19 protein-coding genes are annotated in these 23,140 nt (G+C 43.0%); 4 read left to right on the plus strand and 15 right to left on the minus strand.

Annotated elements, in window-relative coordinates; all coding sequences use genetic code 11:
* Window positions 1-10: 10 nt before the first annotated feature.
* The 7 genes from atcB to ACRWP9_RS18880 form a co-directional block, all read right to left on the minus strand.
* Window positions 11-772, minus strand: a complete 762-nt coding sequence (gene atcB, locus ACRWP9_RS18850) for a cold adaptation protein AtcB (protein ID WP_434927263.1) — start codon at window positions 770-772, stop codon at window positions 11-13.
* Entirely contained in the window at window positions 772-1,302 is a 531-nt protein-coding gene (gene atcA, locus ACRWP9_RS18855; protein ID WP_434927264.1) for a cold adaptation protein AtcA, read from the minus strand. The genes atcB and atcA overlap by 1 nt, the downstream gene beginning before the upstream one ends.
* A 7-nt stretch (window positions 1,303-1,309) precedes the next feature.
* A complete protein-coding gene (gene atcJ / locus ACRWP9_RS18860; RefSeq protein WP_434927265.1) occupies window positions 1,310-1,594 on the minus strand; it encodes a cold adaptation protein ActJcold adaptation protein ActJ in 285 nt (94 codons plus the stop codon).
* A gap of 465 nt (window positions 1,595-2,059) precedes the next feature.
* On the minus strand, window positions 2,060-3,253 hold the full coding sequence (locus ACRWP9_RS18865) for an HD-GYP domain-containing protein (RefSeq protein WP_434927266.1): 1,194 nt from the start codon (window positions 3,251-3,253) through the stop codon (window positions 2,060-2,062).
* 315 nt (window positions 3,254-3,568) lie between these two features.
* On the minus strand, window positions 3,569-4,816 hold the full coding sequence (locus ACRWP9_RS18870; RefSeq protein WP_434927267.1) for a DEAD/DEAH box helicase: 1,248 nt from the start codon (window positions 4,814-4,816) through the stop codon (window positions 3,569-3,571).
* 125 nt (window positions 4,817-4,941) lie between these two features.
* Entirely contained in the window at window positions 4,942-5,430 is a 489-nt protein-coding gene (locus tag ACRWP9_RS18875; RefSeq protein ID WP_434927268.1) for a GNAT family N-acetyltransferase, read from the minus strand.
* A gap of 1 nt (window position 5,431) precedes the next feature.
* Window positions 5,432-5,815 (minus strand): hypothetical protein, encoded by a 384-nt coding sequence (locus ACRWP9_RS18880; protein WP_434927269.1) that lies wholly within the window; start codon window positions 5,813-5,815, stop codon window positions 5,432-5,434.
* 174 nt (window positions 5,816-5,989) lie between these two features.
* Between ACRWP9_RS18880 and ACRWP9_RS18885 the strand changes: the two genes are divergently transcribed.
* Together ACRWP9_RS18885 and ACRWP9_RS18890 are read left to right on the plus strand one after the other, a co-directional pair.
* Window positions 5,990-6,634, plus strand: coding sequence for a DsbA family protein (locus ACRWP9_RS18885; protein ID WP_434927270.1), 645 nt, complete (start codon window positions 5,990-5,992; stop codon window positions 6,632-6,634).
* A gap of 24 nt (window positions 6,635-6,658) precedes the next feature.
* Entirely contained in the window at window positions 6,659-7,213 is a 555-nt protein-coding gene (locus tag ACRWP9_RS18890; protein ID WP_434927271.1) for a protein tyrosine phosphatase family protein, read from the plus strand.
* Window positions 7,214-7,455: 242 nt separating this feature from the next.
* On the opposite strand, the gene ACRWP9_RS18895 is transcribed toward ACRWP9_RS18890, so the two are convergent.
* The gene (locus ACRWP9_RS18895) at window positions 7,456-8,688 is read right to left on the minus strand and encodes a glycerophosphodiester phosphodiesterase family protein (RefSeq protein ID WP_434929145.1); all 1,233 of its coding nucleotides are present in this window, start codon (window positions 8,686-8,688) and stop codon (window positions 7,456-7,458) included.
* 439 nt (window positions 8,689-9,127) lie between these two features.
* On the opposite strand from ACRWP9_RS18895, the gene mtgA reads away from it, so the two are divergent.
* On the plus strand, window positions 9,128-9,802 hold the full coding sequence (mtgA, locus tag ACRWP9_RS18900; RefSeq protein ID WP_434927272.1) for a monofunctional biosynthetic peptidoglycan transglycosylase: 675 nt from the start codon (window positions 9,128-9,130) through the stop codon (window positions 9,800-9,802).
* Between the two features lie 120 nt (window positions 9,803-9,922).
* Window positions 9,923-11,857 carry a B12-binding domain-containing radical SAM protein gene (locus ACRWP9_RS18905; protein WP_434927273.1) on the plus strand — a complete coding sequence of 645 codons (1,935 nt, stop codon included), beginning with the start codon at window positions 9,923-9,925 and terminating at the stop codon, window positions 11,855-11,857.
* A gap of 724 nt (window positions 11,858-12,581) precedes the next feature.
* On the opposite strand, the gene ACRWP9_RS18910 is transcribed toward ACRWP9_RS18905, so the two are convergent.
* The 7 genes from ACRWP9_RS18910 to ACRWP9_RS18940 all read right to left on the minus strand — a co-directional run bounded on the left by ACRWP9_RS18910 (window position 12,582) and on the right by ACRWP9_RS18940 (window position 22,920).
* Window positions 12,582-13,091, minus strand: a complete 510-nt coding sequence (locus ACRWP9_RS18910) for a hypothetical protein (protein ID WP_434927274.1) — start codon at window positions 13,089-13,091, stop codon at window positions 12,582-12,584.
* A 241-nt stretch (window positions 13,092-13,332) separates the two neighbouring features.
* Complete coding sequence (locus ACRWP9_RS18915; RefSeq protein WP_434927275.1) at window positions 13,333-13,638, minus strand: hypothetical protein; 306 nt, start codon at window positions 13,636-13,638, stop codon at window positions 13,333-13,335.
* 125 nt (window positions 13,639-13,763) lie between these two features.
* Entirely contained in the window at window positions 13,764-14,699 is a 936-nt protein-coding gene (locus ACRWP9_RS18920; RefSeq protein ID WP_434927276.1) for a substrate-binding periplasmic protein, read from the minus strand.
* Between the two features lie 298 nt (window positions 14,700-14,997).
* The gene (locus ACRWP9_RS18925; RefSeq protein ID WP_434927277.1) at window positions 14,998-15,753 is read right to left on the minus strand and encodes a substrate-binding periplasmic protein; all 756 of its coding nucleotides are present in this window, start codon (window positions 15,751-15,753) and stop codon (window positions 14,998-15,000) included.
* A 307-nt stretch (window positions 15,754-16,060) separates the two neighbouring features.
* The gene (locus tag ACRWP9_RS18930) at window positions 16,061-17,032 is read right to left on the minus strand and encodes a hypothetical protein (protein ID WP_434927278.1); all 972 of its coding nucleotides are present in this window, start codon (window positions 17,030-17,032) and stop codon (window positions 16,061-16,063) included.
* Window positions 17,033-17,286: 254 nt separating this feature from the next.
* A complete protein-coding gene (locus ACRWP9_RS18935; protein ID WP_434927279.1) occupies window positions 17,287-19,995 on the minus strand; it encodes a TonB-dependent receptor domain-containing protein in 2,709 nt (902 codons plus the stop codon).
* Between the two features lie 93 nt (window positions 19,996-20,088).
* Complete coding sequence (locus ACRWP9_RS18940; protein WP_434927280.1) at window positions 20,089-22,920, minus strand: hypothetical protein; 2,832 nt, start codon at window positions 22,918-22,920, stop codon at window positions 20,089-20,091.
* Window positions 22,921-23,140: the final 220 nt, after the last annotated feature.

Consider the following 23,140-nt stretch of genomic DNA (forward strand, 5'->3'; position numbering starts at 1 on the left):
GTTGGAATCCTTAATCTAAAAAGCTAAACATATCGTCGACTTCCGCATATTCATCGGCCACTTGGTTTTTATCTTTCGCCTGTAAAACCAATTCATTGACGAACTTAGCGATGATTTGCTCCCAGCCAGAACTTTCGTTGCGCAGTAAGTTTTTAATCGACTTGGCAACCTCTGGTGTAAGCTCTTGAATAAGCGCCATTAAGCTGCGTGGGTCGTCCATGCTAAGGCTGTGCGACTCTTCATTGGCATGCCAATTGTCATAACCAACCGTAGTACCGTCGTCTTCATCGTCATAATGATCACGTTCAGGTGAGCCTTCCTCTACTTCACTGGGCGCAAGAATAAGCTCAATAAAAGGAATCGATAAATAAAACAGACCAGCAGGATCATCGGCAATACATTCCAAAATAGCGGCTTGTTTTTCTTCACTGCCTTGAATGCGGATTAAATACGTTAAAAACTCAAAGGTGTGAGCAAGCAGCTCATCGGCATTGGTCTTTATTTGCTCTTCCCAATATAAGGGCTGCTGACAAACGATGTCACGAATTTGCTCTGGGCTCATCAACTCAGACATGATTGACGGACAAGAAATGTCATGATGGCTGTTGATTTGCGTCAAGGTAACGATATCCATCAGCTCAATAACGTCCACAAGTTGGGCGTCTGTCATGGTATTAGCGATGATCTCAAAACGCTTGCTGGCTTGCTGTGGTTCAACGTCCGCAAGTTGCTTTATTTCTTGAGCGGTAATTTCAATCAAACTGGTGGTCATTATCTGTCCTCATCATCGTATTGATCGTAATAGCCTTCTTCGTCGCTATCATTATCGTCATCATCATAGTCGCTATTAGATTGACCGTATTCTTCATCGTCATCTTCATGTGCTGGCTTGGCTTTTTTCTTCGAGCCATTGGCTTCTTGATTAAGTAAATACAATACCGCGCAACTTTCAATCAGTAACGCCTCGCCTTGGGCGCGTACCGCTTGCACTAAAGGGATATCGCCATTATTAAAAGCGATACTCACCTTAAACTCGTCCCACTCTGGTTGAATAGCATTATCAATCCAGTGCGCCCATTTCAGTAAGGCGTCAGGGGCAAACTTAACCTGACCAAATAAGGCAACGGGTAAGTATTCTGGTACTGAAGACAGCATGCTGATATCAGCCAGTAAAATTTCTTTTATCTGACGAGAAAAATTTTCTAATGCCTTTGGGGTATCGGGGTCGTTATATGACTCGATATTGTCATAGGCATTGTTTTTAAGCTCATGGATACGAGCAATATTTAATGATTTGGCCATGGGATACTCAAGGGTAAAATTGGTCCCACAGCTCGCGCATTGCGGCGGTAGGATCTGTCACTATCACGTTATTAAAGTCTTTGATGAATGCGTTTCTGAGTTTTTTATCACTTAGCACGTCATAAGCTTTCTTGACTCTTTGCAGTTGCACTTCTGCTTGCTGCCGTTCTTCATCTGAGGCTAAGAGTAGTTTATCTGGGTGATACTTGTTGGATAAACGTTTATAGGCTTTTTTTATTTCATCTTCTTTGGCACTGGCTTTAACACCCAGTACAGTGAAGTGGTTAATCATAAAGGTTACCTGTAGGCGAAAAGCTGTCGATAGATATCACATATTTAAAGCGCGTATTCTAAGCACAATCCATTAATCGTTGAGGTTAATCTGCAACATTAGCGGGCGTAGAATATCGGATCAGTGATGATAACAGAAACAGCCCTAATTCAGCAATCAAGATACAAAGGCTAATTGGCCGATTAAGCCAGTATTATGATTGCAAATATTGAGACGTATTCATCATTTCAAACTTAAGACTACGATTGGTAAACGTCAGAATTACAACACTTTAAAGCTGTAATCAAGCCCTTTTTAACGTAACGCCTTTTCACTTCAGTGACGGTAACCTTTGTTATAATTCAAGTATAGAAACTGCATGGGATATTATCTAAAAACTGGGAGGTAAATGAAAGCGGTTAGCTATGTGACAAATCAAACGTTGAACTCACTTAGATTAAAGTTAAATTGGCACTATTTTACACGCTAGCCCTCATGAGCTAAATACTCAATAATTTGTTCCATATTGAGATTAAAATCATCTGCACGGACACATTTAACAATTAAGTCGTCAGTGACTGTAGCCAAATCAATCTTTTGTCCTGTTTCAAAGTGATTGGGTTTTAAATGATAAAACGGTTTCACAAGAGGGCGAATAGGGTCTTTCGGGTTATGGCCTTCGACAATAGCTAGCCTATTTGACTCGAGAAGCACCACTGAGCCAACAGGGTAAACCCCCATACAACGAATAAATTCATCAACTAAGTCTTTATCTAATTCATTTTTTTCAGCTAATACTCGTAAAATACTAAAGGCTTTTACTTGGGCATAGCCTTGCTTATAGCAGCGGTGTGAAGTAAGCGCATCGAAAATATCGCAAATGCTGATCATTCTTCCGTAAAGGGTAATTTTTTCTGCCGCGACGCCAAATGGATAACCTAACCCATTGATTTTTTCATGGTGTAAGCTTGCAACCTCGAGACTAAGCTGACTGATTCCTGGGGTATTTTTCATGATTTCAATCGAGTAATTGGCGTGAGTTTTCATAATATGAAACTCTTCATCGGTTAATTTATCGGGTTTATTCAGAATACGATCGGGGATCATAATTTTACCGACATCATGTAAAAAAGCACCGATAGCGAGTTGGTTAACAATCTCTTTATCGATTTTTTTATACACGGCAAACATAGTCATCAATACCGATACTGACACTGAGTGCTCAAGCAAATATTCATCTTTATTGCGAATATTAAGTACACACGAAAGCGCATTTGGGTTATTGAAAATTAAATCTGTCGATTCGGAAGTAATTTTTTGAACCGGGTCCATGTCTAACGGCAAACCATGTTGTGCATTATGGAATAACTTTTTTTGGATATTTTTAGATTCATCAAAAACTTGGCGAGCTTTGGCTAATTCGTGATTAAAAAAGTTAGTTGTAACAGGCTTAGTCGCTGTTATCTTTGGAGGTATTGGTACGTTTTTAACAATTTCAATTGTCTCTGTTTTACTGGTATCAATTAACAGCTTAGTGACAGATTTGCGCTTTAATGCTTCGATAACACGCTCACTTTTAAGCACCCCAGGCTTAGCTAACGAAAACGTATCTTTAGGTTCAGTGATTTCGACCACATACATCCCAACACATACGTCTGCAATGTCATGTTCAATCAGCATAAATGGTTCCTTGGGGCTATTTACTAACATTAAATAAATTAACAGCTCGGCATGTTCTGCATCCTGTATATTACAAGATAGCTTATTTATTAATGTAATATAAGCGAAATGACGATCCGCTCAAGCTTTGCCACAAGAATAACTCCACCTACAATCGCGGCAGGAACCATCGACAGCAGGTTTAGTTTTTCCAGAAAAAAATAGCTATGTTCTTAATTCATGGTGTCTTAAGTATAATAGGTAGTTGCTGCGCATCACAGAAGCGCTTATACCTAGTTTACCTGATTAACATCTACAGCCTTTTGAAACACCATTCTAACGTTTTGATTGCGCCAATGCTTTTTGCCTAGCTTGCTGCTTTAACGAGCCTTTCTTGGTTTTACGGGTTACGGGGGCAACTTTGGTTAAATCGGGCTCAAAACCTGGGTACCATTGTTGTGGCAAACGCTTATCTAAATAAGCTTCTAGTTTTATTAAAAACGGTTCATCGTCGACACTTAATAAGGTAATGGCATAACCAGCTTGGCCTGCTCTGCCAGTGCGTCCAATGCGGTGCACATAGTCTTCAAGTTTAAAAGGCAACTCCATATTCACCACATAATCCAACTGAGCAATATCAATTCCACGTGCGGCAACATCGGTGGCAACTAGCGCGGTTAATTCGCCAGCTTTAAAGTCAGTAAGTACTTGCTCACGTATTAATTGCGATAAGTCAGCATGCAAAGCCGCCACTTTTACCCCGCGTTGGCTCATTTGTTTTACCAACACATCGGCATCTTGCTTGGTACGGCTAAAAATCAATACTTGTTGCCATTTTTCAACGGTTATAAGCTTACACAGTAAATCACATTTTTTGTGTGCATCGACATTATAAACCCGCTCGGTAACCGTGACTGCGGTTTGATTGCGGGCGTGGGTTTCAATCACTTTAGCCTGGGTAAGTAACCGCTTACTAAATGAAAAAATACGGTCATCTAAGGTAGCGGAAAATAACAAGGTTTGCCGCTGTTTAGGTAAGCGTTTTAATACTTCGATGATTTCATCTCTAAAGCCCATGTCTAACATGCGGTCGGCTTCATCAATGACAAAGTAATCAACCGCAGATAAGCTGGTTGCCCGTCGACGTAATAAGTCCAGTAAGCGGCCTGGGGTGGCAACAATGACATCAACCCCTGCGGTTAACTCACTCACTTGAACTTGGGTGCTAACTCCCCCGTAAAGTAGCGCAGCTTTGAGATCAGTATCAGCCATTAACTGAATTAAATTATGGTGAACTTGTTGAGCTAATTCGCGGGTTGGGGTTAACACTAATGCTTTCACCTTTCTAACTGGGGTTGAACTAGCTGTGTCAATTTGACTATCTTGCAGACTGAGTAATTGATGCAGGATCGGCAGGCAGAATGCTGCGGTTTTACCCGTGCCAGTTTGAGCGCCTGCCATGACATCTTTACCCGATAAAATAACCGGTATTGCCTCAGCTTGAATCGCCGTAGGCTGGATAAAATTAAGCGCACTTAAACGTGATAATAATTGCGGATGTAATGCTAGCGCGCCAAAAGACATGTGGTTCTCCCAAAATGAAGGCAAGATTTTAGCACTAGCGGGTTAAATCATAAATGCCCTTTAGCCATTAGCGAGATAAAAGGCACCTAATCCATCACTATGAATGACTTTTATTAATGGATTTATTAGTCGGCTTTTTTATATAAACCTAATCCTTCTGGCAAGTCTCTGGTTTGTTCTGCCGTCAACGCCACAGGCATAAAACCATATCGCTTAATCACCTTTAATGAGCCAATATTATGCGCGGCTATATAGGCAAATAATGGCGCTTTGGGCAGTAAAGGTAAAAACAGCGCTAAAGCTTGGGTGGCTATGCCTTGTCCCCAGTATTCACGGTCGATCCAGTAACCTATTAAACGTCCATTTTGAATGAGGCTATCTTTTGGGTTGTACCAACTGAGCATGCTGCCTATAAGCCGGCCTTGTAGCCAAATCCCTTGCGCTATCGCGTCAGGTGAACTAATGACTTTTTGTTGCCAATGTAAATAAAAGTCGGCTTTATCTCGTGCAGGAAAGTGTGCCATTTGGCTGGCTATAGGGTCACTTTCAAAAGCAAACAGCGTGGCTAAATCAGCCTCGGTTATTGGCGTTAAACTCAACTTTTCACGGCTCATATTAAGCGTTTTTCGCTAATGATTTAGACGAAGGTTTAGTCGATGATTTAAGTGATAATTTAGGCGTTAGTAAAGATAAAATCTTTTCAGTCCACTCTTTAGGTGAATTCAGAATAAAACGAAACTTTTGACTATCTAAAGTAATCACTTGAATAGAGTCAGCATCCACAGGAATCACTCCTGTACCGCGGCTCCAGCAAGTGGTTACCGACTTAATATTATCCAACTCTATTGCATAAGGACCGTAAGCGAGGTCTTGATTAAAAGGTTCAAAATGTAAGTACTCTTCCTCAATCCATAGCGTACCCTCAGCACGAAATGCGCCTTTTTGAATGGTTGCGTCAATTGAATCAGTGACATCGTTGGACAAGCCCATTACGAACATACGTCTCTCCTTTTGTGATCAAGATCATTATTATAACGACTGTTAAGGGCTTCTCAAGCTTTACATTATTTATTTAGTGCTTTGAAAAATAGCTAATTTCCGACCTCCTTTCAGCACTATTTAAACAATACTTAAAAGATGCGTAAACTATGTCATTATGTGGATAAGTGTCAGATGATTAGCAAAATAACCATGAATAAAGCGATTCTATATTATGTTTACGACCCTATGTGCAGCTGGTGCTGGGGCTACCAACCAACGTGGATAAAAATACAAAATCAGTTAGCAATGTTTACCGATAAGCTAGCCATTGAATTAACAGTCGGTGGTTTAGCGCCCGACAGCAGTGCGCCTATGCCAGTAGAGATGCAGCAATTTTTGCAGCAAACATGGCATAACATACACCAGCAACTCGGCACTGAGTTTAATCACGATTTTTGGACTGTGTGCCAGCCAAGACGCTCAACCTACCCAAGTTGCCGCGCAGCTTTGGTGGCAAGAGCATCAGGCTTAGAAGCGCAAATGATTAATGCCATTCAACAAGCCTATTATTTACGGGCAAAAAACCCGTCTGATATTGCTGTGTTATCTGAGCTGGCGGTCAGCATAGGCATGGATAAAAACCATTTTGAGCAACAGATGCATAGTGAGGAAGTGGAGCAACAGTTAATGGCCGAAATAACTCAAGCAAGGCAACTGCCTATTCAAGGATTTCCGTCATTAGTGTTGCAATATCAACAGCAGTTTTACCCTATAAAGCTTGATTATCAGGATGCAGACACGAGTCTAGATAACATCAAGCGCATTATTGAAGGTTAAATAAAAGCCAAAGCAGGATAACAAATGAAATTATTACACATCATCATCCATCTCGTGGCATCACTTCTTTTTATAAGCACACATACTATGGCCAACAACGACAACTTAGATACCCGAAAATTACAGCAGATTAAAGCGGTTAAGTTTAACCAAAATCAAGTTATTACCGCAGGTTTACCTACGCCGGAGCAATTTGCATTATTGCAACAAGCTGGCGTTAAAACCGTCATAAACTTAATCCCCGATAACAACCCCAATGCGCTTAAAAATGAACAACAAATAGTGACTGGTTTGGGTATGGGTTACCACAATATCAGCGTTGATTGGCAACAACCGACACTTGAAAATGTTGAGCAATTTTTTGCATTAATGAAGGCCAATAATGATCAACCTGTGGTGGTGCACTGTGCTGCCAATTATCGTGCCTCGGCGTTTTATTATCTTTATTTAGCCACTAAGCAAGATCAACAGGTCGATATTAATGACACTTTGTCGCCATGGGGAGACTTACAAAAAAGTTTCGAAGAGTATCCGCAGTGGCAAGCTTTGATTGAAACCGTAAAACAGAAATATAAATAAGCCCGCCAGGTACTTTGATGCTAGATGCCAATTAAAAGGGGAAATTGATTAACGCTGCAACTTTGCTATAAAGCGAATAAATAGCCATAAAAAAGCGGGATGATTATCCCGCTTTTTACTATGTTAAATCAGCCAACCTACTCGCGCACTACCTACTACATACCAATCAATTAAATAATCAGGCACTAATAGTAAAATCAACAAATAGGCAAAGCGACTCAGTCTACAAAGCTCGCTATAGCTTACTTATCCATACAGTTAGCATAGTAAGTTACCGTAGCGGGCCAGTCTGAAAATACGCCTATTACCCCAACATCTTTTGCTAACACATCTAACAGCTCAAAGGTGTCACCTTCATTATCAATCGCATCGGCAATGCTTTGATAATACCAACCTCCAGCGCCTTGGCTAAGGGGCCCTGAACGCTCAAGTGACCAGGCAATTATTTTAAGACCTGCTGCAGTCGCTGCTTTGGCATATTCAGAAGGGACTATCGCCTTATTCTCATCTAAAGTGACTAACACCCATAATGGCGGTGCAATAATCTTCACACCATCTGCCGCCAAAGTCTCCATGCTCGGTGACCAGGTGGCGCTATTTTGGGGATCAAAACCACTGCTAAAATCATAACGATCATCTAAATACACAGCTTGATCAGCAAACTCTGGCGCATTGGCTATCCAGTATTTAACATCATCTAAATTAAATGACTGTGGGAACACCTGCGAAGCATCAACCCCAGCCGCCGCATATTCATCTAGCATTTTTTGGGCGTAATCTTGTTGAGTAAAGCCATCATAGGGCATGCTCACACTGGCCGATTTAAGCTCTGGCGTCATCTTTACCCCGGCAGCTTTAAACAAAGCAATACTTTCAGCGTGGGTCATTAAGGTGCCATTACCTGCGTACAAGTCTGTGCGCCAATTTGGTGTACCATCAATAAACTCTGCAACTGTGGTCGCTTTTGGATTAAAGCCATCCATCTTGCCTTTTAAGGTTTTAAATTCAGCTAGGCTGATATCACTGGTACAGCACGTAGCTGTAGCGCTAACACCGTTGGCAACATCGGCAGGCGAGAAAGGCACTGAACATTTATTGGCAAGCGCTGGAATGGCCAAAATATTAGTGGTGGTGGCTAAGTCACACTGTGAGTGGCGACATACGAGTTCTTTGTCAGCGGTAAAGGTAACGTCACATTCAACAATACCCGCACCAGAATCAATCGCTGCTTGATAGGCTTCTTTAGTGTGCTCTGGAAACTGCATTGATGCACCACGATGCCCAATCGAAAAGTCCGTGCGATAAAATGGCCCCGACTCACACTGGGTAAGTTGCGTTTTTAGCTCGCTGGCTTGCATTTGATCGACTAAAAATAGCGGTCTAGGACCAACTTGAGCACTAACACTTTTATCCATGCCTACTGAGCTAGCATCATCATTATTATCGTTACTGTTGCAGCCTGAAACCCATAGCATACTGGCCAAAACAGAAATAACTCCCAGTATTACGCTTTTTTGCCTTGTCATCTTATTGCTCCATATTGTCGTGCTGTCATGCTTGCTGTTATGCTTGCTGTTATGCATTTTTACATTACCGCACGCTGAGTTAACTTTTTGTCAGCACTAGCTTACGCAGTGAATATGACGAAAATATCGAATTAATATGACAAGATTAATGGCGCCCAGATGAACGTTAATTGTGAGCTATCCTGTATTGATATGTACAGAAATAGCAGCCGATAACAGATACTAATTAAAGCAGAATCAATCACTACAGCTATAATAAAGCCAGCTAACCTTAGAAAAAATTTAAACAAGGCAGATTAGAATTTGGTCTTAATGCGCTTATCCTATACTCTTGCGCGTCGATAGCGACCAGCACAAGAATCTGGCTAAATATAACAAAGAGGCGTTAATGCAAAATCGTACACGGGGAGTTTTCGGCTGGACATGGTATGTCATGTGGCGATTAATGCTGGTACTCGCGTTATTGTTACTTGCATTAAGGTTTATTGCACCGCCCACTACGTCATTTATGCTGCAAAGCCCTTACCCTGTGAGCTATCAGTGGATAAGCATTGATAAGCTACCATCGCATATCCCGTTGGCAATGGTCGCCTCAGAAGACCAACTGTTTACTAAACATTTTGGGGTCGATTTAAGCGCCATCACTAAAGCCCTTGACCAACATGATGATGGCAAAGGCCTTCGGGGTGCTAGTACACTCACCCAACAAACCGCCAAAAACCTTCTATTATGGCCAGGGCGAAGCTTTATTCGCAAAGGCTTAGAAGCCATGTTGGCCATTAGCCTTGAAGTCATTTGGGGTAAAAAACGTATTCTAGAAGTGTATATAAACGTGGCTGAATTTGGCCAAGGAATTTACGGCGTAGAAGCCGCAAGTCAGCACTATTTTAATAAATCGGCTCGTTATCTCAGCAAAAATGAAGCCGCACGACTGGCCGTGCTACTGCCCAGCCCTCGCAAACGTAATCCTAATAATTTAAGCCCTTATCTAAGCCAAAGAGCGGTTTGGGTTGAGCGACAAATGAAACAGCTTGGTAGTGGCTATCTAGAGACCATTCTTTAATTTACGGGGCTTTTTTACAGGCCATTTGTTAGAATTGATTATTATTTTATCGCAGCAATATTTGCTGCCAATATTCTGTTTCGCAATAAGCATTCAGGTTTTACTATTTAAAGGCAGGCTATGACCGTTCTTCTAATGACTCCACCCATGACTCAACTTAATACGCCGTACCCAGCAACGGCGTATTTAACGGGTTTTTTACGCTCACGGGGCTATGAGGCGGTGCAGCGGGATCCTGCTATTGAGTTATTTCTTGAAATGATGACAGCGCCAGCGCTAGAGATTATTCGCCAGCATGTCGAAGAAAACTTTGAACACTTTGAAGACGATGAACTGCCCGATGTTATCTTCAACTTTCTAGCTGAATACGATCGTTACCTGCTGGCCGTTGAACCCGCGATCCGCTTTTTACAGGGTAAAGACCCAAGCTTGGCGATGCGAATTAACTCACGCCGTTTTTTACCCGAAGGCCCTGCATTTGACACCATAGCCCAGATGGAAGAAATATCTGGCGATGTATTGCAAGCGGCCTTTGGTAATTTAGGTGTGCAAGATAAAGCCAAATATCTGGCCACCCTGTTTATAAATGATCTGTCGAACGTGATCACCCAAGGCGTCGACCCTTATTTTGAAGTTAGCCGTTATGGTGAGAAATTAGCCTCAGCCAACCCAAGCTTTGACAACCTCTACGACACCTTAATGGGTGAACCGAGTTTCAGCTCTGAAATTTTGGAGCAGTTGGTCGAGATGTATCTGGAAGACACGCAGCCAAGCGTAGTCGCACTAACCGTGCCGTTTCCCGGTAATATGCTCGGCGCGTTACGTATTGCGCAAACCTGTAAAGCTATTAACCCTGACATCCCTATCGTTATGGGCGGCGGGTTTGTTAATACCGAGCTGCGTGCACTTAAAGACCCTAGGGTATTCGAATTTGTCGACTATATCTGTCTTGACGACGGCGAACGCCCGCTTATCACCCTGCTGGAATACTTTGAAGGCGAGCGCGCGATAGACGAGTTAGTGCGCACTTACTTCCTTGCTGAAGATGAAAATGGTGAGCCCTATGTGCATCTAAATCAAAACACCGAACTGCACGATATTCCACAGGTCGAAGTTGGCGCCCCTATTTACGATGGCCTACCACTAGGCGAATACCTGTCGTTATGTGAAATGCTTAACCCAATGCACCGTATTTGGAGTGATGGCCGCTGGAATAAACTGACCATAGCCCATGGCTGTTACTGGCGAAAATGCAGTTTTTGCGATGTCAGCTTAGATTATATCGACCGCTACGACACTGCTGGCGCTGATATTCTAGTTGACCGCATCGAAGCACTTATCGAAGAAACCGGACAAACAGGTTTTCATTTTGTCGACGAAGCCTTACCGCCAAAAACCTTATTTGCCTTTGCAAAACGGTTGATTGAACGCAATGTGGTCATCAGTTGGTGGGGCAATATCCGCTTTGAGCGCACCTTTAGCCCAGACCGCTGCCAATTGCTGGCAGACTCAGGCTGTATCGCGGTCAGCGGCGGCCTTGAAGTGGCTTCAGACAGACTACTTAAACTGATGAAAAAAGGCGTCAGTGTTGAGCGCGTCGCCCACGTGACTAAAGCTTTTAGTGACGCGGGTATTTTGGTGCATGCTTATTTGATGTATGGCTTCCCCACTCAAACCGAGCAAGAAACCGTTGATTCACTGGAAATGGTGCGCCAATTGATGCAACAAGGCTGTTTTCAGTCAGCCTACTGGCACCGCTTTGTCGCCACCATCCACAGCCCTATCGGCATGAATCCTGAACAATTCGGTATTACCCTAGCTGAACGGCCAGAGATTTTATTCGCTGAAAACGATGTTGATTTCACCGACCCAACCGGCACGGATCATGACATGCTAGGGGAAGGGCTACGTAAAGCGCTTTACAATTATATGCACGGCATTGGCTTTGATCAGCCAATGAGCTTTTGGTTTAACCAGAACGTTGCCCGCACGACAATGAAAAAAGATTTGATTTCAAAAGCGGTGAACAATTTTATTTTGAGTCAAGAAGAGTAGATAAGCTGACTTGGGGTGAAATCCAGCGGTCGTTTCATGATTCTCGTATTTCCTGACTCCGTCATTCCGGCAATAATTTTGAGCCGGAATCCAGGTGTTTGTACTTATGGCTTGCAGCCACTAACGTCGTGGTGCTTCGCTTAGTCCAAGAGCTGGAACAGTCACATTTAGTAATACAGGCAAACCATGACATTCACTCACCGACACGCTGCACTTCTTTTGGAATAAAAAGTCCCTATAGCTCAACCGACTTTCTGATGTGAAGGGATTCACAAATGCCGCGATGGCATGGATGCCAAAGAGCGGCCATGGGGCGGACGGTCGTCTCGTAAATCATCATGATTCACCTTTGTGACATTGCCTTAACCTGCTGGTTTTAAAAGACTAGGTTAAAATTTAACAATGGGTGGCATGGTTAATTTATTTGCAAGAAAGATCGGGATTAATTTTAAAGTTTTCATATACATTCCATTGTTAGAATTATTCACATAGCGCAGCGAACACAGGCCGAGTGACTGCAAGGCCCAAATCCCGTCATTGCGGTCGATATTCTTGGTTTTGTTACATTTTTAGGCAATTTAAAATTATGTTTACCCTGACCCTACTATACAGACCCTACTATACACGCAAAGTTGACAGGCCATATTCAGTTCATTTCCTTGAGAGCTAAAACCACCTTCACTAGGCTTTAACTGCGTGGTGGATGTCTAAATTTGACAATAGCTTAGCTATTATTGTTTGAAGAAGGGACTTCCGTCACCGTGTATTTAACCGATACAATTTTCCAATTTTCTCCGTCTTTGACTAAATCCCAGGCTTCTGTACCGTATGCTTTTTTTATATCATTACGATGATCACTGTAATGAAAATGAACAGAGGCCAAATAGCCGTCGGTATCAATTTTAATATCCCACATTTTTTCTTCTTGTTTCTCATCATCGGATATCATGTTTGCTGGTGAGCCAAACTTTCCAAAATTAACCGTGTTAGGGAAGCTGGCATTTGTTGTTCGTTTGGCATTGACCATTTCGTTGCTGAAAACCGCGACCCATGGAGTACTTTCACTGTAAAAAAGTGTGTTAAAGGTTTCTTTATCTTTGTTAATGATGGATAACCTGAACGTTTCAATCACATTTTTAATGTCTTGCTGATCGTTTAGGTGATTCTCATTTGCTACTGCGGTGCCCGACAGACCATAGGCAAAAACAATTAATGTAAGGTTAGCTAGTTTCATTTTTTTTCCATTTTGTAATGTCAATGCTAACAACTGTTAGCTGGTTTTTTTATGGGTGAACGAAAGAAACAAACTGCGAAATGCAGTTACCACAATTCTTTGATTAAGGAGATTTTGTCATCACTGAAGCCAAAGAGAACGAGCAAGGGCTCTGTTGCCTGCCATGTTCCATCTTGTTGGATAATACCGTGGGAATATTCAATGGCGATGTAATTATTACCGAATATTTGCTTTGTGATCCTTATTTTATTTTTACCTGTGTTTTTATACGCACTCCGTTCAAGGTTTCGTACAAACGCTTGGCGCCAACTACTTTAGTAAAATGTGCACCATAGGCAACGTGAATGTATTCGACATCGTCATGAGTCAAACTCAAGAGGGTATCAATATCATTGATGGATGAGCCTTTACGACTCATTTTGTCTAAGGCTGTGAAATAAGCTTCGATCTGAGTTAGCTGACACTGCGAGTTACAATCTACCGCCAAAACTATATTTGATAGGATTAGACAGATGGCAACACACCCTACTTTTAAAATGCACTTCATGACATTAGTACCCTATTTAAAGTTATGGTTTATTTGAGTCGAACGATAAGGTGCGTATCGGAATTAGTTGGGTCAGGGGAAACTTTGTAGGATAGCCGAATAATTTATGTGGGTAGCTCGATGTATCAGTCATTGATTTCGGGTAACAACTCACGTATTGCCTGATTCAAACGTGCCATTGTCTCGACATCTACGCTTTTGGAACACATAAGATAACGATTCAGTCCTGACGGCATGTCAGAATAATACATTGGCAGCAAACCCATGGCACTGATTTCACCCATTCGGTTGATATAATCATAATCTTCCCTGTCTATAAGCATATAGTCGGCCCCATGATTGAATGACACCATCTTAGCCAGACTCTCCACGGATCGCGCCGAATCGGTTACACGTTCAAGTTTACTCGCTATTACCAGATCAAGCTCAGGGCCATAGGACACGTGGGCAACCACGCCGAGCTTGAGTCGTGGATCTCCGAACAATGAACTTAAGCTATGGTGTTGTTTTACAAGCTCGATAACCCTGGGGGCCACTAGCACCATGTGCTGCCTATCTTTATGGATCACCAGTGAAAAATTTGCATATAACTCCCGGTCGGCCAGCTTATACCAGCTTGGGGAACAGATAGCTGCACTGTCGTTCTGAATATTAGCAAAAATACGCTTAACCGGGACTTCTGAATAAGTCGCTGCAACACCGGCACGGCGAAAGATCTCCTGGGTCATATCGATAATAAAGCCGCGAGGTTGGCCACTTTCGCTATAAGTGTAAGGAGGCTTATCACGATACTCAACTCTTACCCCTGGCGTAGCCCAAGCTTCCAGAGCAAAGCAAACAAGAATTAGAAGTGCGAGCTTTCGCATATTCAGAATATCGAAGGTGAATAGAGTAGCTGAACAATAAACGACAATGCTCATTTTCGCAAATAGAAACCAAGTGAGGGGAGTTCGGTATAATTTTACACACTCACCAAGTTTGTTGTTAACGATTAATAGATAGCGCTGTACAACTAATGCTAGCCCTAACAGGCAAAGGATAAGGTTGGTTCTAATTCTCATGGGTTGACATTGAAAGACGCAGTGGTAAGAACTTCATTGAGGCCAATCCATTCAAAATCATGCATAGCCAACCTCTTTGGTAAACATCAGCTCAGTACAACCGCTTCTAGCGGGATATGAGTCGCATAAACAGAACAACAAGGGCAAGCGGTTAAATAGATAACTCAGGTCAAAAGCCTTCGGTGGGAGACTATTGTCTTAGTTCACCGAAAGTGTCTATGTGAGTGACTATATATTGCCTTGAGTATCTTGCTCGCACAAGGCTGAATGGATTTAGAATGACTATAATGACAAACAATTACTGCCAATCACTGATCCCATAAGATGATAAGATTTTTTCGAATTCGCCCGATTCCCTTAGTTTTGCAGTCCCTTCATCAATCAACTTGATGTAGCCTGCAGAAGTCGCTTTTGCCGGACTGCAGGCTATGTACATTTCAGTTGCCTCGCCCAAAGAGCCCGCTGCAACTATGCCACTGACGCCCATTTCTTTAAGTTTTGCCTCCATAACACTGGGGGATTCGGCAACAACATTTACTCTTCCCGCCACGAGCTTTTTAATGTTGTTTTCAAGGCCGTTATTTGCGCCTATTGCATCAAACATACTTGGGTTATCAATAACATATTGATCAAATTCATCACCGTAAGCATAGCCTTTAATTATAGCAATCTTATTTCCTTGAAATGATGCCAATCCGCTGTAATTCCAGCTATCGCCTGCTTTAACAAAAAATACCGTACTGTCCATTCCCCAAGGTGCCTGAGGATAGACAAAATCTGGCGCATCATCTTTGTAGGCGCCAACCACACAGTCAAATTCTCCTTTGCGCACTGAGTCGACAGCACGTTCCCAAGGCATTAATTTATAATCAACCGTATGACCGGCAGCAGTAAAAATATGAGTTGCTAATTCAATCATATAACCTGGTTGCTGAGCGTTGGGTTGGCCATTCATGGGAAACCAATTGTCAGCTCGGATGCTAATGGTATCGGCTAATACTGCGCTACTACTAAAAACAGAAACTAATATTAATGACTTTGTAAATGCCTGCATAACAAGTCCTTTGATGAGTTTTTTGAATTGCCTTGGATTAAAAGTAGACTGCATAGTGACACTTAGCAACATTTAGGTTTTATAGCAAAGTAGTATCGGTTCATTTTTCGTTACGATAAATTGAATATCTTGATGGGTCGGCATGAGTATGACTAAGCCATTTTTATAATGAAGTAACACAACTTCTTTAGTTAATATTATCAACAACTTGAGTCGTTATCACTATAACCAAGAGACACAACCACTTTCACTTTTCGCCCACAGCATCAAGACGTTAGTGGCCTCTGGCCCCAAATAAAAGTGCTAGTTAATGCTGGGGCTGATAGGGCTTCAAATCCACTTTATATAATGGCGCTGGCAGCCGTTCTGAGGTGATGTAAATGCTGTGACCATCTTGACTGAACCCCACAGCTTCGGCTTGGGTTATTGATGGTAAGTTAATTTGTTTAGGCGCTGTCGACAACAAAGTTAGCCAATCACCGGGCTGTGATTGGCTAAAATAAAATGCGTGAGTATAGGTTAACACCACAGCAGATAATCCATCTGCGGATATGTCCATTGCAGTGGGTTTTCCGGCAAAACCTATCCAGGTATAGATACTCGCATAATCAAGTACGGCCGTGGGTAACGGCGCGATTTCACCCAACCTTTTGGCCTGCTTGTTAAATGTTTGAACCGATTGACTGCTTGACAGGCCTTGCTTTGAGGTCGGACTGATTAAAGGTAATTCGTATAAAATGGGCTGTTTATCGCGTTTTGTCAGTAACAGTATTTTTTGCTTAGCCACATCAACCGCGACTGATTCACTGTCGCGAGCGCCGTCTTCATAAGTAAATGCCATGCTCCAAAGAGGGGTTACCGACAGTGTTTTTTGGCCATTCAGCTGGCTTAAATCAGGTTCTTTTATAAGGTGTAATTGATATTGTGTTCGCTGCTGTGAGTTGTCACCAATATCGGCTATTAATAAATACGCTTGTCCCTGGTAAACAAACGAGGCGATATCTTCCCAATCGGTATTTTTTACGCCTTTAACATTCAGTGTGACCAACTGATTACCGCAGGTGTCTATTGCAAATAACCTTGCGGTGTCGCCACTGTCGTTATGTGTCCAAAGTATTTGTTCATTCAAACGTGATACTGCTAGGCCGCTGGCTTCATCAATTAATGGTGCGTTAATACTGCCCGTTTGAGTCACTCCCGTCTGCATAGCACATGCATTGGTCGACAGTGCTAATAGAACATACAACAGGTATTTAAGGCGGTTAAACATAGTCGTCATTCACTTAAGGCTTAGGGGTTAATCGGTATTTGTCAAGATTGGCAGTAACAATTAGCAGCGACGCATGATCTAGTAAAAGTGATTTTGATGCAACTGCGGTAAACAAAAAGAAAAAGGCCACTTTCTCGTTCCAAAGAAAGTGGCCATACACATTTTTAGCAGCTGAAATGATGAGTAAAAGCGGCTAAAAATCAGTACTTGGTTTTACTGCGTTCAACTTATATTGCTCGCCAACTAAGGGGTCACAATGAGTATTAATACTCGTAACTGAACTGCACTGTGTATTCTGTGCCAGGGTCTTTGGCATACACTTGAATATCTTGTTGATCGTATTCGGTCACTTCACCCAACAGATTTTTCGCTTTTAACTTAACCGCCAAACTGGTGGTGGGGAAAAAGCTGTAAGTAAAATCTAAGCTGTGGAATGGTTTTTCATACACATCATCTAGACCACCACGGCCGCCGTAAGCAATACGCTCACCAAACACGTTATAAACCAAAGTGGCGCTGTGATAACTGTTAGATGAATCGTAACTTAACTGCACGTTGGCAACCCAGGCTGAATGCCCTGTCATGCGGCGCGTATTGTTAGTCGGGTCAATTTCACCATTAGGGGCAATGGTAATTTCTGAATCACCTAAGGTCACGTTACCGGCAACAAAGAAGTCTTCCAACATGCTGCCTTCACTGATGAAGTCTAGCGTTTGTAAAAACTCGGCTTCAATACCATAAACATAACCCGACTCAGCGTTATAAAACTTAAGCTGGCGACCGGCTTCTGAAATACGTTGTATTGGCTCAATTGGCGCGTCTACGTCTTTATAAAACCCGCCTAAGCTGTAGTTGTCACCGGCTTCTGAATAGTATTCCCAGCGTAAATCAAGGTTATACATGTCTGAGCTTTTAAGTTCTGGATTACCGAAGAAATCAAAACCTGTGACTGGATCTTGGAATCGAACCGGCGACACTTCACGTAAGTCTGGGCGCACTATGGTTTTACTTGCCCCTAAACGCCATTGGGTGGTGTCGGTTTGCTTCCAGGTGAGTGACATTGATGGGAACCAGCCGTCTTCGGCAATGGCGTAATCTTCTAAATCGTAGCGGCCGCCCTCGTCAGATATTTCTCCTTCTGGGGTTATCGGCAATGTGACTCGACGAAAATCTTCATATCGCAAACCTGCATAAACGCGCCATACATCGTCAAAGTCGACATCAAAACTGATAAAGGCGGCATCATTTATCTCTGCTGCAACATAGTCTTCGGTGTCGGTTGAGGCATCTTTCAACTCAAGCCCTAAGGTGTCATTATTGATATTGTCATTAGAGAAAATATCATCAAAATCTTGAGATAAAATATTACCATTTGGGTCAGTTGGGCTTAAGTCTACATCTAACCCTAAACGTGTCGCGAAGCTTTCACGGGTGCGTTCGTAATATTGATAGCCTACTTTCACTTTCATTAACGCATCATCAAACTGTACCGGATAAGCAAAGTCCCAACCGTAGTTTTGGCTTTCGTCCTGTAGATTTGAATACACGTATTTAGGGGCATCTTGGGTATTTAGGTTACGCGAAACCGGCTGGTTAGCCTCATCTAAAATAACGTTATAAGTGTATGATAATTCGTTAGGGGCATTACGCTCTGATTTAGCGTCAGAGAACATCCAATTAAACTCGGAATCATTTAATGCTTCAACAAAGTGATGACCTTTAATTTGATTGCTGATTAATGATCTTTCTTCATAATCAATTTCATACACTTGCAGCGCATTAGGTTCACCTAGGGTGTCTATGGTTTCTTCAATACCGACCGACACGTCATTAGAGGTGTCGCGCAGGTAAGTGGTGAAAGTTTCAATTTTATGGTTGTAGCCAATTTCTAACCCAAGGTTAAGCATGGTAGACATTTGCACAATTGAATCTGTCCCCATAACATCTTTTTGGTTTTCAATTTGAGCTTGTTCGCTGTCGCCATCTAACTCCACTTCATACTTGGTGTAGTTTTCAGCTTGCTGTTTATATGAATAAGCCGCCAGCGCACCAAACACGATATCGTCGGAAAAGTCCCAGCGATCACCTAGGGCAACGTCGCCTCTAAAGCCTGGGTCGGTACTTTCCGTTTTTACCGCCATGTCGCGGTACATGTCTAAGGCTAATTCACGATTCATTTTTTGCGCAGCGGGGTAATTTATTGCCCCGTTTGAGCCACTAACTATGTCTATTGGGCTAATGCCGCCATATTGATTAATGGCGTTATTAATACTTGATGGCATAGCACGAGTGCCATCATCTTTGCCGGTCCAATCATCACCGCCACCGTTGTAGGTATAGGTGTCATTGCTGTCATTAGTATTGAAACGTCCACCAGCAGAGGCTTTGAAAAAGAAGTTAGCCGGAATCGCTTTAGTGCGAATGTCGACATGACCACCACCAAATGCGGCGGGCTTTTCTGCCGAGGCTGACTTTTGTACTGATAAAGATTCAATAATTGATGCCGGAAACATGTCTAATGGCACCACATTTCGGGTTGGATCAGGTGATGGCACTGTTGCACCGTTGAGTGAGGTGCTTGAATAGCGCTCACCTAAACCGCGAACATAAATGAATTTTCCATCTTTTAAGGTTAATCCGGTCACACGGCGCAGCGCTGCTGCGGCATCACCATCACCGGTTCTAGAAATTTGTTCTGAGCCCATAATATCGGCTACAGCAATTTGTTCGCGACGCTCTTCTGTCGCGGCCGAAGCTGAGGTACGTAGTCGCCCAGTAACAGAAATTACCTCAATCGGTTCTATGGGAAAAGATTCTCCAGTCTTATTTGTCGACGCTTCATTGCTTTGTGCTTGCTGTGGATTCGCTGTGTCATCTTGAGCTAAAACCGGTGCGGCAAATGAGGTAACAGAAAGTACCGATATAATTGCGAGGGTTAATTTGTTGGCGGTAAAACTCGGCTTGGTTTTCATACGTTAACAGTCCTGTATGCGGTTCAGAGATAGCCGCTGCTAACATTGCGCATTAGCGAGCGGCTATAAACTTAATTTACGATTAGATTAGGGTTACTGTGGAAAGTAAGCCCAACCTTGACGCCAGTCATTCTGGCCATCGAATGCACCAATAAAGTTGGTTGATTCGAAGAAGTTGTCATCGGTACTTAAGTCTTTACCTGTGCCAATAAGTGCTGCATCTGTTGCCGCTGGCATACCGTCAGTGAGGGTAACCGCTGTTGTAGCGTTACCTTCTTGACCCATAAACCAGGTTTCAACATTGACAGCATTGGCTGTAGCCGCATTATCAGAGCTATATTTGAATGGCTCATTACAGTCGATAATTGAGTGAGACATAGTCAAGGTATTGTTGTTAACGTTGTCGACTAAGCCAGCATAGCTGCCATCTAGTTCTAAACATTCACCTGACTCTGTAGTGCTTGTGCTACCTTTACGACCTTGCACTAACACGTTATAAAGCTCACCTGCTGTGGCTACGCGAAGTAAGATCCCCTCGCCTTTATCACCGCTAGCATTTTCAATGTCTGTACCTGGTAAGATAGTGAAGTTAGCCAGCTTTGGCTTAGATACTGGTGTATCTGTTGCACCTTTGTGGCTGTCGCCTTCAATACCACGGTTTGCATTGCCATCTTCATGGGTAATGTACACAAACTGTGCTTTACCGGTCCAACCGTTGGTCCAATCTAAGCTGTCATCGAAGTTGTGCGTAAGGTAAACATATTTCAAGTTAACCGCGCCACCCCAGAACTCAACACCGTCATCGCCATTAGCATGGACTTGAATGTGGTCTACTTGTGTACCGCTACCCACTGCGGCAAATGAAATACCGTTCATTTCCTGGGTGTCGTTCACTTTAAAGCCAGCATATTTAATCACTACGTAGCTGATTTGACCGCTGTTATCAGTGTTGTCGTTACCACCATACGGGAAATCACCGACTTCAAATGACGCATCACAGGCATTTTTATCAGGACAAGTATTGGTTAAACCCTTACCTAAAATCACTAAGCCGCCCCATTGACCGCGTTCGCCCGTTGCACCAGCAATAACGTCCTGCTGTGACGTCATTTCAATTGGGTGCGCAGCACTGCCCTGAGCCATGATTTTTGAACCACGGCTAACCGCTATGTAGCTGTTATCCGTTGCAAACAACTTAGTGCCCGCTTGAATCGCTAAGGTAGCAGAGTTAGTTTTATCACCACCAACCACTACCGCACCGCCGTCAATTTTGTACATCACGTTTTGACCGGCAAGCAGTGTAGTGTTGCTCAGTACGTTACCCTGTAAAGTACACACTAAAGTGACTGTGTCATCTTTGTATAAACCGGCAACCACTGTTTCAGCAGTTGTGCCTACAGGACAAGATGTTAATGTCGGAAGTGTGGTCGGTGCAGGTGCTGTGTCACCGTGGATCGCAGTGGTCCAGCCTAAAGTCCAATCGGTAGTACCGTCGAACGCGCCAATATAAGGTGCATCAACTAAGCGGTCATCAAGATTACTTAAATCGGCTTTGCCACCGGTTAATGCTACAGATGATGAATTTGGCATATAGTCTGTTAAGTCTGATGCGCCCACTAAGTTACCGCTTTGACCTTGATACCAAGCTTTAACATCTAATGCTAAAGTGCGGCCTTCAGCAGCATCTGCCTTAGCATTTTTAAATGGCTCAACACAATCGACTAAGCTGTTTTCAACGGTTAACTCGCCTGTATTCGCATTGTTGACTGTGTTGTCATCGTTGACTTCTAAACATTCGCCAGAATCAACATCGCCTTTCACTAATAAGTTATAAGCTGTTACGCCTGTACCAACGCGGAATAAGATACCTTCAGCATCGTCACCACCGGCGTGAGTACCGTTAGCCACCTGCATGGTAATGTTAGCGAGTGTTGGTTTAGACATTGGCGTTGCGCTAGCGCTTTTATTGCTGTCAGCTTCGATACCACGGTTTGAGCCGTTGTCAGCTTGACGAATATACACGTGCTGTGCGCTACCTTGCCAACCGTTTGTCCAATCTAACGAGTCATCAAAGTTTTCTGTTAGTACCACGTTTGAAATTGACACGTTACCGCCCCAAAATTCTACGCCGTCATCGTTATTTAAATGCACTTGAATATGGTCAACTTGAGTGCCGCTACCTACACCAGCAAAGCTGATACCGTTCATTTCTTGGGTATCGTTAATTTTAAAGCCGCCAAACTCAACGCGGACGTACTTAATCACACCAGAGTTGTCCTGGGTGTTATCACCGCCGTAACTGTGGTTACCCACTTCAAATGACGCATCACAATTTGTTAAGTCAGGACAAGTATTAACCGGTGCATTACCCAGTAACACTAAGCCGCCCCATTGACCCGCTTCGCCTGGTTGGCCTAATGCAGTTTCTGCTGAGGTGAATACGATAGGCGCGGTAGCCGAACCTTCGGCCATTATTTTTGAACCACGACTAATGACTAAATATGAATCACTGCCGCCTAAAATTTTAGTACCAGGCAGAATAGCTAACTCAACTGATTTTTCATTATCGCCACCGGCAACGACTGCGCCATTTAGCAGCCATACAACGTCGTTACCAAGCACGATTTTATCGCCGTTTTGGCCGCCAGTAGAAATGGTTGATGCCGCTGTAGAGGGAGCTAATGTGCCTTTTAATTCCCAAACCTCTTTGCCATCAACTGATGCAAAGGTGGTGCTTTTAGTTGCAAAGCCACTATAAGATTTTTGTTGAGCCGTTTCTGTTGGCGTTGTTGGTATTGTTGGAGTCGGTGTCACGGTATCGCTACCTGTGTTGATATTGATATCACCACCACAACCCGCAAGCCCTAAAGTTGCTGCTAAAGCAGTAGAAAGCGCCGTAAGTTTAAAAAGGTTTTTCAGTTCCATTGTCATCTCCGAAGACGGATTGCATTTCAAGTTAGTTAGGGTTTAGTGCGCGCCATAGGCATACGCATTTGCTGGTGCATAAAACTAACGAGTAAAAATGACAAAAAGACTGCTTAAAAATGACAATAACATTTCCGCAACATGACAGAATTATGTAAACCCTGTGGGGATGCGGCTTTGAGTATGTTTTAAGGGAATTATTTTTTTCACAAATATGTCG

This window comes from Shewanella sp. HL-SH2, assembly GCF_051164935.1.
GTDB lineage: Bacteria > Pseudomonadota > Gammaproteobacteria > Enterobacterales > Shewanellaceae > Shewanella > Shewanella glacialimarina.